This window comes from Flagellimonas algarum (assembly GCF_040513375.1).
Classification (GTDB): domain Bacteria; phylum Bacteroidota; class Bacteroidia; order Flavobacteriales; family Flavobacteriaceae; genus Flagellimonas_B; species Flagellimonas_B algarum.
Map to the genome: position 1 here is coordinate 1,076,508 of NZ_JBEVTG010000002.1, position 15,950 is coordinate 1,092,457.

The following is a 15,950-nucleotide window of genomic DNA, read 5'->3' on the forward strand; positions in this document are numbered from 1 at the left end:
TTAAAAAATTTCAGAGGCTTCACGCAATTTTTCGGTATTCTCGACCAACATCAGCTCATCGATCACCTTTTGGATATCACCATTGATGATGTTCTGAAGGTCATAGAGCGTCAAGCCGATACGGTGGTCGGTCACCCGCCCTTGAGGGTAGTTGTAGGTCCGTATCTTGGCCGATCGGTCACCGCTACTCACCTGTGAATTCCGCTTGGCGGCATCTTCTTCCTGCTTTTTGGCCAACTCGAGGTCGTACAAGCGGGAACGCAAGACCTTGAAGGCTTTTTCTTTGTTCTTATGCTGCGACTTTTGATCTTGGCATTGGGCGACCAATCCTGTGGGCAAGTGCGTCAAGCGTACCGCCGAATAGGTAGTGTTCACCGATTGCCCCCCTGGACCAGAGGAACAGAAATAATCGATCCGCACCTCTTTAGGGTCGATCTGCACGTCAAAATCCTCCGCTTCGGGAATGACCATCACCGTGGCCGCACTGGTATGCACCCGACCTTGGGTCTCGGTTTGGGGTACCCGCTGTACCCGATGCACCCCTGCCTCGAACTTTAGGGTTCCGTACACGTCCTCACCACTGACCTCGAAATGGATTTCCTTATACCCGCCTGCCGTTCCTTCGTTCAGGTCGATGATATTAGTTTTCCAGCCCTTTCCTTCACAATATTTCGCATACATACGATATAAATCGCCGGCAAAGATACTGGCCTCATCACCACCCGTTCCGGCTCGGATTTCCATGACCACGTCTTTCTCATCTTCCGGATCTTTGGGGATCAATAGGAATTTGATTTCCTCTTCCAAGGCCGGTAAGGCCTCTTTCGATTCATCAAGCTGCATTTTTGCCATTTCGACCATTTCGGGATCGCTGCCATCGGCGATGATCTCTTCGGCCTCTTTCAGGTTATCGGTCAGTTGGATGTAGGTGTCCCGTTTGTCGACAAGGGTTTTAAGATCTTTGTATTCCTTGTTGAGCTTTACGTATTTTTTTTGATCCGCAATGATATCGGGTTGGATAATCAGGTCGGCAACTTCGTCAAATCGCTGCTTAATGATATTCAGTTTGTCAAGCATATCTCAATCGTCGTATATGCAGCGAATTTACGATAATTTAGGTGGACGCGAACAGTCTTAATCGATCACGAAGGAGGTGCCTAGGGTAATGATGGATGCATCAAGGCCATTGCTTCGGCGGTAATAGGCATAGCGCAGATCGATAGCCTTAAGACCGAACAACAACAGCTTGGTCCGAGTGAAGATATCGCGGTATTGCAATCCAAAACCGAACTGATTGGCCGAATAGTTCGAAAGATCGAAATCGGAGGTGTAAAATTCGAAACTTGATAAGGCGGCTTCCTTTTCATAGAAATAATCGGCAGCTGTCTGGGTGTAGTACCGATAACTGGGATAGAGGGTAAAACTATCGCTGAGCTTCAAAGGGAGTTCCATATTCAAAGTATGGGAAACAATGCCCCAATCGTCATAATAAAAACGATAAAAAGATCGAAGCACGACCGCATCATTGAGGTAGTAGTTCAAACGCCCCCCCAAGGGTATCTTAAAACGACTGTCGGGCAGGCGTTCCACGTCATCGGCAAGTTGGAAGTCCTCTAGGAAAAAGTCAGCTACATCACCGAAATACACCCGTTGAAACGGGGTGCTCAATAAGCCATTCTGAACAACCAAATCGAGCGATAAGGAAGCTTGCATACGTTTGGTCAGGATTTGTGAAAACACGAATCCCAACGAGTAACTGTTCCTCCCCAGATCGGCGAATCGCGTAAAGTCGGGGTCGTAGCCCACCACACCGGTATTAAACCCGTTTCTGAGTTCAATGGGGTATTGTGCATTCCAGGAATCGAAATAAGCTTGGGCACTCACCGACAGCTCCGTGTTCTTTTCATTGAACAAACGGGCATAGCTGCCACCGAAACCAATGGAAAAATAATCGTATTCCGCCGAGACATAAGCATTTACCCCAACGATTTCGTTGCGGTCTTTGGAACTGTGGCTATACCCGGGATTGAAATACGCCAACAGGTCTTTTCGCGAAGCCCCTGAGGAGGCGTCGAACGGATTGGCCGTGCCACCCCCATCAAAAGGGTCGACATTGCTTGACGAGGCTGAGGTATAGGCCGACACCCCGGCATCAACGGTCAATATTCCGTCTTGGCCCCAAGGCATTCGAAGAACAATGGTCGAAGTGGCATCGGTCAACTCCTCAGTACCTTCACCACCGCTGACCGCTGCGTTCTGGCCATCTTGACTGTAGTAGCTGAACAACACATCGAGTTCACCCTGTTCCAAAACCCTTTTTTGATAAGACGTATTGGTCTGTTGCCCCTGTATCAACAGGGGCAAAATCACAAATAATATGGTCAAGCGTTGGATCACTTATCTTTTTTAATTGCATCCACAACCACCACCCGTCTTACCACCATTCGCCCCTGAAGCACCCTCGCGGTAAATTTGAAAGGTGGTCTCGAAACGCTCCATTCCCTTCAAGCTGAGCTTCATTTCGGCATCATTGAGATACACCTTGTCATATTCACGAACCGCGACGCAGGAGGAGGCCATTGCGAGTAAAAGCACTATTGGGATTATTCTTTTCATACCGGTCTATTTTGAGGTATCGAATACGATACCTGAACTCTTATGGATTTTATTGTTGCTGTCGACGACCACGACTTCGGTACCTTCGATCTGATTGATCAAATGGATGCCACTGTCCTTGCCCATAATGAAAACCGCCGTAGCCAATGCGTCGCAAAGTTCCGCGCTTTTTGAAAACAAGGACACACTACGGATACCCCGTGTCGGATAGCCGCTGCGGGGATCGATTATGTGTGAGTACCTTTTGCCATCGAATTCGATGAATTTTTCGTAATTGCCCGAGGTGGCCACTGACGATTCGACCACCGGCAACCAACTGAACACCCGATTCTTGCCCATAGGGTTCGCGATGCCGACCATCCATTTCTCTCCTGTCGCCTTGGTACCCCAGGTCGTTAAATCGCCTGAAGCGTTGATGATCCCACCGGGCACCCCTTTGGAAACGAGCAGCTCTTTGGTCTTATCGGCGGCATAGCCTTTTCCGATAGCACCAAACCCGATTTTCATTCCTTTGCGCCGCAAAAAAACGGTCATGGCATCGGGATCGAGTTCAATGGCTTCGTATCCTATATTGGCAATATTGGCCTTAATGGCATCTTCACTGGGCATTTGGGTCATACTGCCATCGAATTTCCAAAGTCGGTCCATAGAAGCATAACTGATGTCAAAAGCACCGCCGGTAATCTCTGAGATATTTTTTGCCCTTTCGATCAACTGAAAAAGTTCCGGACTCACCTTCACCGGACGGATGCCCGCATTTTCGTTGATTCTCGCAGTTTCGGAATCGGGATCCCAAGAGGAGATCATCCGTTCGATACGCGTGATTTCGGCAACGGCTTCATCAATATTGATGTACCCGATTTCCTCTGAAGAGGCCACCACGGTCAATTCGAAACGCGTACCCATGAGTTTGAGGGTCTTCTTGACCGTCACCAACCGCTGCTGTGCGTGACACAGACCAGCGAGGACGAGACAACAAAGAAAGACCGCTCTTTTCACCGATTCGTATACGAATTCAACAATTTGATGTATTTGTCGGGTTTCATGCGCTGATAGCCTGTCTTCCCCAAGACGTTTTCACCACCATCCATGACCACGACCAAAGGAAAGAACCCTTTCGTATTGAATCGTTCGATCAGGGACTTGTTGGCATTGCGCGTTTCTAAAGGTAACTGGTTTTTCTTTTTTCGGGGAAAATCGGCCTTGTACAACACATAATGGTCTTGGGCATATTGCTTGAAGGTGTCCGACTGCCAAACCTCACGTTCCAACCGTTTGCACGGGGCACACCAATCAGAGCCCGAGAAGACCAAAATCAATGGCTTGTCTTGGGTCTCGGCCTGTTGCAAGGCTTCTTCATAGCTGCTGGTCCATTCTTGTGCGGTCAATACCTGTGCAGCACAAAGCAATCCGAAAAGTAAAAGGGCCCCTCTTCGCATGGTAGATTATTCAAAAATGCGAAGGATGTCACCATTTTGCTCCACATTGAAGATCTTCAAAGGGTTGCTGGTAATGGTGTTTATCGGGGTTCCGTTTTGATCGAAGCGCGATCCGTGGGTCGAACAAAGGAAAATACCTCCTTCTTCGGTAGTAAAACGAACCTCTTCGGTCTGCTGGTGACTGCAAATCTGACTGGCAGCGACCAACTCACCCTGTAAGTTTCTGGCAATGACGACGAAATTCGTTCGGATGAACCCACCGTTTTCGGCAAGGGGGGCAGCTTCGGCTGAAGTTAAATCCACAGTGAAATCGACACCTTCGGGAATCGGAAAGGTCTCCAGTTCCTCACTATCGGTCGAACATCCATGTAAACAAGGGAAGGTGACCGCGAAAGCGGCTCCGGCTCCAAGACTTTTTAGGAATTGTTTTCTTTCCATAGCGTTTTCATTTGGGGTTTACCTTTAAACGCTAACAATGGGATTTTCGTATGGAAACCCCAGTAAAGATACCAACAGCGGTAGAGTTTCGAAGCAGGCGGTTATTGATATTCGAAAGTGCCGAACTCGCTACGGATCGTCAATTTTTTCGCAGCATGGGCTTCCACCCTACCGATGACCTGGGCATCGACCCCAAAGGATTTGGAAATAGTGATCAAGTCGTCGGCGCTCTTTGGATCCACATAAAGCTCCAATCGATGGCCACAATTGAAGACCTGGTACATTTCCTTCCAATCGGTTCCGGATTGCTCTTGGATCAAGCGGAACAGGGGTGGTACGGGCAGTAGGTTGTCTTTGATGACATGCACATCGTCGACGAAATGCAGGATTTTCGTTTGGGCGCCTCCACTGCAATGCACCATACCATGGATGGTATCGGCGGAATATTTCGAAAGGATTTTTTTAACGATCGGGGCATAGGTACGCGTCGGTGATAATACCAGGCGGCCGGCATCGAGCGGCGCATCTTGAACCGTATCGGTCAATCGCTTTTGACCCGAATAGACCAAATCTTCAGGAACCTCGGCATCGAAGCTTTCCGGATAGGTCGTGGCCAAATATTTTGAAAACACATCATGGCGTGCCGAGGTCAGGCCGTTGCTCCCCATACCTCCGTTGTATTCGGATTCATAACTGGCCTGGCCATAAGAGGCCAAACCGACGATCACATCGCCAGCTTGGATGTTCGCGTTATCGATAACGTCTTCACGCTTCATTCGGGCCGTCACGGTCGAATCGACGATGATCGTTCGGACCAAATCGCCTACATCGGCCGTCTCCCCTCCGGTTGAATGGATAGTGACCCCGTGTCGTTTCAAGTCGGAAATCAATTCTTCGGTACCATTGATGATCGCGGAGATGACTTCGCCGGGAACGCGGTTTTTATTTCTGCCAATAGTCGACGACAACAAGATGTCATCGGTGGCTCCGACACAGATAAGATCATCGATGTTCATGATCAAAGCGTCTTGGGCAATGCCTTTCCAAACCGAAAGATCACCGGTTTCCTTCCAATACATATACGCCAAGGACGACTTGGTGCCGGCCCCATCGGCATGCATGACCAGGCAATGGGCATCGCTCCCTGTCAGGTAATCGGGCACGATCTTGCAAAACGCTTTGGGGAAAAGGCCCTTATCGATGTTTTTGATCGCATTGTGCACATCTTCCTTTGCTGCCGAAACCCCTCGTTGGGCATACCGTTTACTCGTTGCTGAGGCCATAGTCCGATTTTGCGCAAAAATAGGAAATTGCTTTTTGCGTTTTGGAAATTTAATACCTTTAAATCGAATTCCAATTCCATCAAAAAATGTACAGAACCTCCATCTTCCTTTTGGTTTTCATGACCCTTGCTTCCTGTAAAGAGCAAGGAAAAGAAACCGAAACCCGTTGGCAAACCAAGAAATTGGCCGAAGCCAACAAGGCACACAACCAGTTGTTCGCCATCGAAAAAGAACAAGGCTGGCAGTTGTTGTTCGATGGGGAGACCCTTGATGGCTGGCATTTGTACAACAAGGCCGATTCTACGGCCCATGCCGCTTGGGAGGTACGTGACGGCATGCTATTCTGCAATGCCACTGATGAAAACCGAGTTCATGGGGATTTGGTGACAGATCAAGATTTCGAAGATTACGAACTGGCCTTTGATTGGAAAATCGCCACCCGGGGCAATAGCGGTATTTTCATCAATGTACAGGAAGCACCGGAGTACGCCACGGCCTACCAGACCGGCCCGGAATACCAATTGCTGGAACCTTCGCATATGGACACCGATGTCGGGGTAAAACGACCCGGTTGCCTTTATGGGTTTTCGGAACAGCTGAATACGGTAGAGGCCAATCCGGCAGGACAATGGAACCACTCACGGATCGTGCAACGGCAAGGAAAGATCGAGTTTTACCTGAACGGAAAACTGACCGCTACCGAAGACTTTTCAAGTGCCTCATGGAAGGCCAAGGTCGATGCCAACGGGTTTTCGAGGTTCCCGGCCTACGGACAGGCCACCAAAGGGAAAATAGCCCTACAGAATTGGTATTTCGAGGTATGGTTCCGCAACATGAAGATCCGGGAAATCCCGAGTTAAAGTGAGGGCCGGTCGTTCAGGAAGTCCTTCGCCCAGATCTTTTGGGTGGTCGGCTGATCCACATTTCCCCCGGAAATGATCATCAACACCCGCTGTTTCGATGTCTTGGGTTTCAACCACCGGCGTATGGCTTCCATGGGCATGGCACAGGTCGGTTCGATGCGGCATTTCAACAAATGGGTCAACCATTGCGTCCAATACAAAAGGTAGGTTTCCTCGATTTCGTAAAACCCATCCAATTGCTTGAGGTATTCAAAGGTTATTTCACCGGTGGCCATGGTCATCGCACCATCGGCCAAGGTATCGGGCACACCCGGCAGTCGCTGTATGGTTCCGGTACGCAAGGATTCGGCCACATCGTTGGCATTCAAGGGCTCGACCCCGATCATTTCAGCCTTCGGATTCAAGGCCCTGGTTGCGATCAAGGTGCCTGAAGTAAGTCCACCACCACCACAAGGTGTAAAAACGGCATCGATATGCTGCAGTTCACCCAAGGCTTCCAAGGCCGCGGTTCCCTGACCGCAAATGACCTGTTCATGATTGAAGGGCGGTATCCAATACGTTCCGTCTTTTTCGGCGGCCTCACGGACCAAGGCATCCGTAATGTCACGGTCTTTACTCAACACCACTTCGGCACCATAAGACCGGGTCGCTTGGATCTTTACTTGGGAGGAATATTCGGGCATGAAAATCGTCGTCGGGATGCCGAATTGTTTCCCGGCAAAGGCTACGGCCTGGGCATGGTTGCCCGAACTATTGGCCACGATATGTTGTGGGGTCTGACCAGTTTCTTGAAGCCAAGCTACGGTATTGACACCCCCTCGCGCCTTAAAGGCCCCTATTTTCTGAAAATTCTCACATTTAAAGAAAATCTCATGGCCCAACCAGTCGTTGAGCAATGATGAAGTGAATATCGGGGTCTTGTTGATAAACGGGTCGATGCGCCGTTTAGCAGCCTCGAGGTCTTGAAGGGTCAATTGCATTCCCAAAAGTAAGCATCCACCCAAAAAAGCACAACCTATTCCCCTATTTTACGAACAATAGCTCACGGTATTTCGTCAACGGCCAGAGGTCGTCGGCCACCACCCGTTCAAGGCCATCGGCATGTTCGCGAATCTTATCGAAAAAGGGCTTGACATTGTTGCAATAGGCTTGGGCCTTTTTCGCAATGGTCGCCATATTCTCGGCCCGTTCCTTGGTTTCGATCATGCTATCGGTCAACTTTTTGATGGCCACCAAATGCTCCCCGATTTGTTCCAGGATATTCAATTGAGGTTCGGTCATCGTCTTGTGTGCGGCCCCATAGACCTCTTTAAGGCCGGTCACGTTCTGCAGCAACAGGTTCTGGTACTTGACCGCTGAAGGTAGGATGTGGTTGTAGACCAGTTCGCCTAAAATGCGCCCTTCGATCTGCAAATGGAAAACATAATTGTCCAATTCAACTTCTTGATGGGCCGAGAGTTCGACTTCGCTCATCACCGCCATGCTCTTGAACAAGGCGATGCTTTCTTTCGAAGTCAGTACCTGAAGGGCCTCGGGGGTCGATTTGTTGTTGCTCAGTTTTCTTCTTCTGGCTTCTTCCTGCCATTCGAAACTGTAGCCATCACCATCGAAACGGATCCGTTTCGAGGTTTTGATATACTCTCGAAGTACATTGAAGACCGCCTCATCCTTTTTCAATTTCTTTTTGTCGATCAAGGCGTCGACCTCCTTTTTAAAATCCGTCAATTGTTGGGCCACGATCGTATTTAAAACCGTCATGGGTTTGGCGCAGTTCATCTTTGCCCCGACCCCGCGGATCTCGAATTTGTTGCCGGTAAAGGCAAATGGTGAGGTACGGTTGCGGTCGGTATTGTCTAAAAGGATCTCAGGGATTTTCCCTACGACGTTCAATTTGAGTTCGGTTTTCTCTTGGGGCGACAGCTTTCCTTTGGATACCCCCTCCAATTCATCAAGTACATCGCCCAGTTGATTGCCGATGAAAATCGATATGATCGCCGGAGGCGCTTCATGCCCACCGAGGCGATGGTCGTTACTGGCCGAAGCGATCGAAGAACGTAGCAGTTCCTCATAACTATCGACCGCTTTGATGGTATTCACGAAGAAGGTCAAGAATTGGAGGTTCTTCATGGGGGTTGTTCCGGGGCTCAATAAATTGGTACCGGTATCGGTGGCCAATGACCAGTTGTTGTGTTTGCCCGATCCGTTCATTCCGGCGAAGGGCTTTTCATGGAACAATACCTTGAACCCATGGGCATCGGCTATCTCATCCATCACATCCATCAACAAAAGGTTATGATCGACCGATAGGTTGGCTTCCTCGAAAACCGGGGCCAATTCAAATTGGTTCGGGGCGACTTCATTATGCCGTGTCTTCACCGGAATACCCAACCCGGTACAAACTTGCTCCAGCTCGCTCATGAAGCTCAACACCCTACTGGGGATGACGCCGAAGTAATGATCATCCAATTGCTGCCCCTTGGCTGCTGAATTACCGATCAAAGTACGCCCGGTCATCAAAATGTCGGGGCGTGATTGTGCCAAGGCCTTATCGACCAAAAAATACTCTTGTTCCCAGCCCAGGGTCGCATTGACCTTTCTCACATTCTTATCGAAATACTGGGCAACGGCCGTGGCCGCCTGATCTACCGCATGTAGCGCTCGAAGCAAGGGGGCTTTATTGTCTAAGGCCTCTCCGGTGTAGGAAACGAAGATGGTCGGTATACAAAGCGTGGTTTTGTAAATAAATGCCGGTGAGGTAGGATCCCATGCCGTATACCCGCGTGCTTCAAAGGTATTCCGTAGGCCCCCACTAGGAAAACTGGAGGCATCGGGTTCTTGTTGCACCAGCTGCCCACCTCCGAACTTTTCTATCGCACGACCATCGGCCAATAGGTCGAAAAAAGCATCGTGTTTTTCAGCGGTCTGTCCTGTCAAGGGCTGAAACCAGTGGGTATAGTGGGTAGCCCCCATAGAAAGGGCCCAGGCTTTGATACCTTCGGCCACTTGATCGGCGATCTTGCGATCGATCTTGCTCCCTGAAAAAATAGCGGCTTTCACCTTTTTATAAGCTTCATCGGTCAAAAACTGCAGCATTTTATCGTCGTTGAAGACGTATTTCGCGAACAAATCGGAGCGTTTGCCCATTTCCTCAATTTCAATGGCCCGTCGTTTGTGGCTATCGGCCAAGGCGTCAAATCTCATTTTTGGCATGGATGTCTCTTTTGGATGGGGGTAATTATTAACAATTTAATAAAATTGACCGCAAATATTACAATTTTTTCAATGAACCCCTAAAATCATGGGGGTTAATGAAATTATGGATAACTTTTTGAATTTTACCCCCAAAAAAAATATAATTATTTGTTTGAATCAATACTTTTGCTACTTGTTTAAACCAAAAAATAGCCACGTGTTATGAGCAAATCAAAATTAGAATACATCTGGTTGGATGGCTATCAGCCTACCGCCAATATGAGAAGTAAAACGAAAATTGAAAAAGACTTTAGCGGTAAGCTTGAAGATTGTCCTATTTGGTCGTTTGATGGTAGTTCTACCCAACAGGCCGAGGGCGGTTCATCCGACTGTTTGTTGAAACCCGTCGCTATTTATCCAGACCCTGCCCGTCATAACGGTTTCTTGGTCATTGCCGAGGTTTTGAACTCCGATGGCACACCACACGCCTCCAATTCAAGGGCGACCATCGATGATGAGGATGGGGATTTCTGGTTCGGTTTTGAACAAGAGTACTTCATCATGGATACCGAGACCCAATTGCCTTTGGGCTTCCCAATGGGAGGGTATCCTGGTCCACAAGGAATGTACTACTGCTCCGTTGGTGGAAAGAACACCCACGGAAGGGACTTGGTCGAGCGCCATGCCGATATGTGCCTTGAGGCCGGAATCAATTTTGAAGGGATCAACCAAGAAGTTGCCTGTGGGCAGTGGGAGTTCCAAATATTCGCCAAAGGTGCCAAGAATGCCGGAGACCAAGTTTGGGCCGCGCGTTACCTCTTGGATCGTTTGACCGAAGAGTACGGTTTCTACATCGAATACCATCCGAAACCGATCAAAGGGGATTGGAACGGTTCGGGTATGCACGCCAACTTCTCGAACAGCACTTTGCGAACCGCGGGCAACAAAGAGACCTATGATAAGATCTGTGAAGCCTTCCGTCCTGTGACCAAAGAGCATATCGAAGTCTATGGGGAATTCAACGACCAACGTTTGACCGGTCTGCATGAAACCCAATCGATCCATGAATTCAGCTTTGGGGTATCCGATCGTGGAGCCTCGATCCGAATTCCGATCGCCACGGTCGAAAGTGGTTGGAAAGGATGGTTGGAAGACCGTAGACCTGCTTCGAACGCCGATCCATACAAGGTGGCTGCCCGTATCATCAAAACGGTGAAATCCGCTTAATAAGACTATAAATTAGTTGTTGCTTATAAGAAAGGGCCATCCCACATCGGGATGGCTTTTTTAATTGATAGTGGTGTATACGAAAACAACGTATAGGCCGATCAAGATAAGCCCATCGCGCCATCCCAAACGCAATCCTTTCGGGATAAAAACCAAGGGCAGGATCAAAAAGGAAATCCCTAGCATCCAAAAAATATCATTCGTCAATAGCCCTTCATCAATTACAGGAATCGGGGTAATGATCGAGGTGATGCCCAACACGGCCAACAAGTTGAAAATGTTCGAACCGATCAGGTTGCCCAACGAAATCGCTTTTTCCTTCTTTAAGACCGCAATAATAGAAGCTGCTAACTCCGGAATGCTGGTACCAACGGAAACGACGGTAATCCCGATGACCCGTTCACTGACCCCCAAGGCACCGGCCATATTCTTGGCCCCTGCTATCAACAACTCGGAACCACCCCAAAGGGCCGCCCCACCTATCCCCAATAGCAAAACCAGTTTGTGCCAAGCCATCGCCTCATCGTCTTCGGGCATTTCGTCAACGACCGCCGTTTTTTGAAATCGCAAGAGGTAGACCAAGAACAAAAACAAAAAGGTGACCATGGCGATACCTTCGTAACGCACCAATACGCCATCGAAATAGATGAATACCGTAAATAACAGGGAGGCCATCATCATCACCGGCCAATCGGTAGAATAAAAACTTTTGCGCACATCAATGCTTCCCAGTAGCACCGTTACGGCCAAAACCAAGCCGAGGTTCGCAATATTCGAACCGACCACGTTGCCCAAAGCCAAATCGGGAGAACCATCAAGGGCGGCTTTGACACTCACGATCAACTCCGGAGCCGAAGTTGCAAAAGAAACCACCGTCATGCCGATAACGATCTTGGGGATATCTAACCGCAACGAGAGCGCAACGGCCGATTTTAACAGCCAGTTTCCCCCGAAGATAAGCAGGGCCAGGCCGGCCAAAATAAAAAGAAGGTTCAACACAGGCGGCATTTTTGGCAAATATAGACCAACTATCATTCATCACCACGACACGTTTCCCCAAATTAAAAACTAAAAAAATAGTTAAATAACTATAAATATAGTTGTACAACTAAAAAAACAAGAGTATGTTTGACGGACAAAATTGAATATCGTGCAAAAACTAACGAATAAGGAAGAGGCCGTCATGAAGATCCTATGGCAATTGGAAAAGGCCTTCGTCAAAGAGGTCATGACCGAAATGGGCGACCAAAAGCCACATTATAACACCTTATCGACCATCATTCGCAATCTTGAGGAAAAGGGCTTCGTAGGACATGAAGTATTCGGTAATACCCATCGCTACTTCCCGAAAGTCAGCAAAGAAACTTATCGAAAAACCTATATCAACGCCACCATCGCCGATTACTATGGTAATTCGTACAAGAGCCTGGTATCGTTTTTCGCCAAGGAAGAAAAAATATCGGTCGATGAATTAAAGGAAATCATCGCCACCATCGAAAACCGGAAGTAATGCAAGACATCATCCTACACCTCATTAAATCATCGGGCATTTTATTCCTATTCTATGGGAGCTATATGCTCTTTCTGAAAAAAGAGACCCTTTTTACTGAAAACCGCTGGTTCTTGGCCCTGGGTTTACTTACCAGCCTCTTGCTCCCCTTTTACAAAATCAAACAAACCGTGATCATACCCGCACTACCCAACCTGGCCACGGGGGAATTCATACCGACGGCAACCGCTTTAGACACTCCGACCCCTATCGATTGGTGGTTTTGGATCGGACTGCTCTACGGTTCCGTTGCGGCGGTATTGTTGCTCCGTTTTCTCATCCAGCTGGTGGCCCTCGGGCAATTGGCATCGCGGTCTGAAATCGAGCGTGTCGTTCCGTTCTATCACGTACGCACGAAAAAAACCATCGCCCCATTTTCCTTTTTCAAATACATCTATTACAATCCACGACAATTCGAGACGGAAGAACTCGATTCGGTCATTGCCCATGAAGAGGTACACGCCAAACAGTACCACTCCCTTGATGTGCTCTTATTGGAACTGTGCTGTATTCTGCTGTGGTTCAACCCTGTCGTATGGCTCTACAAGACGAGTATCAAGCAAAATCTCGAATTCATCGCGGATGCCGAGACTTGTAAGGCCTTCGACAAGAAAACCTATCAATACCTAATGTTGCGACAAGCGGTCGGGCAAGACACCCTCGCCTTGACCAATTCATTTTATAATTCATTAATCAAAAAACGAATCGTCATGTTAAATCAAAATCAATCGAAAAAAACGAACAGTTTGAAAGTCTTATTGATCCTTCCGTTATTGGGGCTCTTTTTGGTCGGCTTCAACACCGACAAGGAGTATCGCTATGACGACCATGCCGTAGCGAATTCCTATAAATCGATCGAATTGATCATCAATAAAAACACCTCGGATAGCGAACTTCTTAAAATGAAGCGGGAATTGGCCGAAGATGCCATTGACTTCTCCTATACGGTGGTTCACAATGAGGCAAAGGAAATCATCGATATCGCCGTCGAAGTTTCCGGCACCGGTAAAAACGGGGCATCGTTCAAGAATTCCTATAATTCATCCGACAACAACGGCATCCAGCCCTTGGTCATTTATATCGATCGTGAAAACAATAGGGTATCCATTGGATCCAAAGGCACCTACCATCAGAACGTCACCAAAATTTCGACGGATGACGACCGGGTCTGGGTCAGTCGGGGTAGCGGCCATAAAGAGATCATCATCAAGGAAGTCGATGGTGAAGATAAAATCTATGTCGATGGTGATGAAGTGGATAAGGATGATCTACACGAATACGGATACAATGTCTTTGTCACCGATGATGACGATGAAGAAGTCAAAATACACTTGAGTAAAGACGGTAAGAAGAGTAAGCATAAAAGCGTTAAGGTCAAACGGTATAAAGATGGAAAGAAGGGCGATTCAAACGTTTTCATTATGCGCGATAGCGATAATGACAAGGATGTCGAGGTCATCAGTTCCGATGGTGGGTTCTTCTTTGTCGATACCGACGGCGAGGAAGGTCCTTTATACGTCATCGATGGCAAGGTAGCCTCGGCAAAGAAAGTCAAGAAACTCTCACCGAGCAAAATCGCGACCATCAATGTGCTGAAAGGGGAAGCAGCGGACAAAAAGTATGGCGCAAAAGCAGCCAACGGTGTGGTCGAAATCACCACCAAAAAGAATTAATAGCGACCCCATTCAGTCGCTTTGAGTCAAAACACCGGTTGGCCACACCAGCCGGTTTTTTTGTCACCAAAAGAAACGAAAACGTCAATTTTGGCCATTTTTAAGCAAATTCCCCCCTTGGTTTTCGAAAATAGGCCAAAAAACCCCCTACAATTCTAACAGTTGAACAAGTAAAATGTTTTATGCTATTTCAATTTAAAACAATGAGCAAGGAGGTCACATCATAATTGTGACATATTTCATTTTTTTACTTACTATTTCGTATTCAATTTCATTAATTCCGCTATGATTCTTTGGAAGTATGACGATTCTCATTTTATATTCAAACAAGAATTACGAAAACAATCATCAAATCACGAACAGTCACTAAAAAAAACAAGACAATGATCACTTTGGTAAAATTCCTTTTGACCCTGCTGTTAACCCTGGTTACTTTTATCTTATAACCGGTATAGGGGTGAATGGGAATTCACCGTTGGTGCAGCCCAACGGTTGGCTGTTGCTATATTCATCAAATCAAAATCGGGAAACCGAAAACAATCAAAATCGAACAGCGAAAGCCCAACATGATGTTGGGCTTTTTTATTGTATTTTGCATGAAATCAAACGCTAATGTTCAAATTCCTGGCGAAACTCAACAAGCTGTTATTGCCCTCTTTCACCAAAAGACGTCTCGACCCCGCCAAGGCCAAGAAATGGCAATTGGCGATTATCGGCTGGCGCTACTATGTGACCACCCGGGCATTGGACTGATTCAATAATGCAGCAAGGCCCCAACGGGCAGCGCCCCTAGCTTACGGGACCCTTGAAGAAAATCGAGTTCGATCAAAAAATTGCATTGCACGATGATACCGCCTGAGCGTTCTACAAGGTCACAGACCGCTTTTGCCGTGCCTCCGGTCGCCAACACATCATCATGCACCAAGACCTTATCACCCTTGCGAATCGCATCAGCGTGGATTTCAAGGGTATCGGTACCGTATTCCAAATCGTAGGATTGCGACAAGGTGGTATGTGGTAATTTTCCTTTTTTTCGTACGGGTATGAATCCAGCCCCCAGGCGGCTTGCCATCATCGGGGCGAAAATAAAACCCCGGCTATCGACGCCCACCACCAAATCGACATCCCCTTTGGGCACCAAATCGCAAAGGCCATCAAGGGCGGCCATCAAGGCTTGGGGTGATTTCAACAAGGGGGTGATGTCTTTAAAGACCACTCCCGGTTTCGGAAAGTCGGGCACATCGCGCACGTAGCTGTTTAAATCCATTAAATTATTGGATAAGGGGTTTTGTGATAAATTTAAAAAGAAATATATTTGCAGCCCTTAAAACATGGCCGCGTGGCGCAACTGAATAGCGCATCTGATTACGGCTCAGAAGGTTGCAGGTTTGAATCCTGCCGCGGTCACGAATAAATCGAAAAGCAAGCTAAATCATAAAGCTTGCTTTTTTGATTTTGGAGGTTTTTGATTTTCAGCGTGTAGCGCTAAGGAACACCGAACGCAGTGAGGTAATCCTGCCGCGGTCACTTAAGAATGAAAAGCTCGCCCCAAGGCGGGCTTTTTTCGTTTGAGCGTAGCAACGAGCTTGCTCGATTGCCAGAGTGAAAACGGAAAAAGAACCAAGCCGTAGGTTTGGAGCGCTTTTTATTTAGACTACGGGGCTGGCAGG

At 47.8% G+C, this 15,950-nt stretch carries 16 protein-coding genes and 1 tRNA gene; 6 read left to right on the forward strand and 11 right to left on the reverse strand.

Annotation, left to right across the window (positions count from 1 at the left end; genetic code table 11):
• The 7 genes from prfA to ABV409_RS12260 form a co-directional block, all read right to left on the reverse strand.
• Window positions 1-1,077: a peptide chain release factor 1 gene (gene prfA, locus ABV409_RS12230; protein WP_353877878.1), complete on the reverse strand. Its 1,077-nt coding sequence runs from the start codon at window positions 1,075-1,077 to the stop codon at window positions 1-3.
• A gap of 57 nt (window positions 1,078-1,134) precedes the next feature.
• The gene (locus ABV409_RS12235) at window positions 1,135-2,394 is read right to left on the reverse strand and encodes a DUF3570 domain-containing protein (RefSeq protein WP_353878174.1); all 1,260 of its coding nucleotides are present in this window, start codon (window positions 2,392-2,394) and stop codon (window positions 1,135-1,137) included.
• Between the two features lie 12 nt (window positions 2,395-2,406).
• The gene (locus ABV409_RS12240; RefSeq protein WP_353877879.1) at window positions 2,407-2,616 is read right to left on the reverse strand and encodes a DUF4266 domain-containing protein; all 210 of its coding nucleotides are present in this window, start codon (window positions 2,614-2,616) and stop codon (window positions 2,407-2,409) included.
• 6 nt (window positions 2,617-2,622) lie between these two features.
• On the reverse strand, window positions 2,623-3,615 hold the full coding sequence (locus ABV409_RS12245) for an FAD:protein FMN transferase (RefSeq protein WP_353877880.1): 993 nt from the start codon (window positions 3,613-3,615) through the stop codon (window positions 2,623-2,625).
• On the reverse strand, window positions 3,612-4,055 hold the full coding sequence (locus ABV409_RS12250; RefSeq protein WP_353877881.1) for a thioredoxin family protein: 444 nt from the start codon (window positions 4,053-4,055) through the stop codon (window positions 3,612-3,614). The genes ABV409_RS12245 and ABV409_RS12250 overlap by 4 nt, the downstream gene beginning before the upstream one ends.
• A 6-nt stretch (window positions 4,056-4,061) precedes the next feature.
• Window positions 4,062-4,493: a QcrA and Rieske domain-containing protein gene (locus tag ABV409_RS12255; protein ID WP_353877882.1), complete on the reverse strand. Its 432-nt coding sequence runs from the start codon at window positions 4,491-4,493 to the stop codon at window positions 4,062-4,064.
• A 101-nt stretch (window positions 4,494-4,594) separates the two neighbouring features.
• The gene (locus tag ABV409_RS12260) at window positions 4,595-5,776 is read right to left on the reverse strand and encodes an AIR synthase related protein (protein WP_353877883.1); all 1,182 of its coding nucleotides are present in this window, start codon (window positions 5,774-5,776) and stop codon (window positions 4,595-4,597) included.
• Window positions 5,777-5,862: 86 nt separating this feature from the next.
• Here ABV409_RS12260 and ABV409_RS12265 point away from each other — a divergent pair, with 86 nt between their 5' ends.
• Window positions 5,863-6,636, forward strand: coding sequence for a 3-keto-disaccharide hydrolase (locus ABV409_RS12265; protein WP_353877884.1), 774 nt, complete (start codon window positions 5,863-5,865; stop codon window positions 6,634-6,636).
• Here ABV409_RS12265 and ABV409_RS12270 read toward each other — a convergent pair.
• Both ABV409_RS12270 and ABV409_RS12275 read right to left on the reverse strand, forming a co-directional pair.
• Window positions 6,633-7,619 carry a serine/threonine dehydratase gene (locus tag ABV409_RS12270; protein ID WP_353877885.1) on the reverse strand — a complete coding sequence of 329 codons (987 nt, stop codon included), beginning with the start codon at window positions 7,617-7,619 and terminating at the stop codon, window positions 6,633-6,635. The genes ABV409_RS12265 and ABV409_RS12270 overlap by 4 nt on opposite strands.
• Window positions 7,620-7,662: 43 nt before the next feature.
• Window positions 7,663-9,849 (reverse strand): glutamine synthetase III family protein, encoded by a 2,187-nt coding sequence (locus ABV409_RS12275; RefSeq protein WP_353877886.1) that lies wholly within the window; start codon window positions 9,847-9,849, stop codon window positions 7,663-7,665.
• Between the two features lie 204 nt (window positions 9,850-10,053).
• On the opposite strand from ABV409_RS12275, the gene ABV409_RS12280 reads away from it, so the two are divergent.
• Complete coding sequence (locus ABV409_RS12280) at window positions 10,054-11,058, forward strand: glutamine synthetase beta-grasp domain-containing protein (RefSeq protein ID WP_353877887.1); 1,005 nt, start codon at window positions 10,054-10,056, stop codon at window positions 11,056-11,058.
• A gap of 60 nt (window positions 11,059-11,118) precedes the next feature.
• Here the strand turns inward: ABV409_RS12280 and ABV409_RS12285 are convergent, their stop codons facing one another.
• On the reverse strand, window positions 11,119-12,057 hold the full coding sequence (locus ABV409_RS12285) for a calcium/sodium antiporter (protein ID WP_353877888.1): 939 nt from the start codon (window positions 12,055-12,057) through the stop codon (window positions 11,119-11,121).
• A 151-nt stretch (window positions 12,058-12,208) separates the two neighbouring features.
• Here ABV409_RS12285 and ABV409_RS12290 point away from each other — a divergent pair, with 151 nt between their 5' ends.
• The 3 genes from ABV409_RS12290 to ABV409_RS12300 all read left to right on the forward strand — a co-directional run bounded on the left by ABV409_RS12290 (window position 12,209) and on the right by ABV409_RS12300 (window position 15,033).
• Window positions 12,209-12,568: a BlaI/MecI/CopY family transcriptional regulator gene (locus tag ABV409_RS12290; protein WP_353877889.1), complete on the forward strand. Its 360-nt coding sequence runs from the start codon at window positions 12,209-12,211 to the stop codon at window positions 12,566-12,568.
• Window positions 12,568-14,280 (forward strand): M56 family metallopeptidase, encoded by a 1,713-nt coding sequence (locus ABV409_RS12295; RefSeq protein WP_353877890.1) that lies wholly within the window; start codon window positions 12,568-12,570, stop codon window positions 14,278-14,280. Before ABV409_RS12290 ends, ABV409_RS12295 begins: the two co-directional genes overlap by 1 nt.
• Before the next feature lie 612 nt (window positions 14,281-14,892).
• Window positions 14,893-15,033 carry an SsrA-binding protein gene (locus ABV409_RS12300; RefSeq protein ID WP_353877891.1) on the forward strand — a complete coding sequence of 47 codons (141 nt, stop codon included), beginning with the start codon at window positions 14,893-14,895 and terminating at the stop codon, window positions 15,031-15,033.
• A 1-nt stretch (window position 15,034) separates the two neighbouring features.
• On the opposite strand, the gene ABV409_RS12305 is transcribed toward ABV409_RS12300, so the two are convergent.
• A complete protein-coding gene (locus tag ABV409_RS12305; protein WP_353877892.1) occupies window positions 15,035-15,547 on the reverse strand; it encodes an adenine phosphoribosyltransferase in 513 nt (170 codons plus the stop codon).
• Window positions 15,548-15,613: 66 nt separating this feature from the next.
• On the opposite strand from ABV409_RS12305, the gene ABV409_RS12310 reads away from it, so the two are divergent.
• Window positions 15,614-15,687: transfer RNA gene (locus ABV409_RS12310), tRNA-Arg, on the forward strand.
• The last annotated feature ends 263 nt before the right edge of the window (window positions 15,688-15,950 follow it).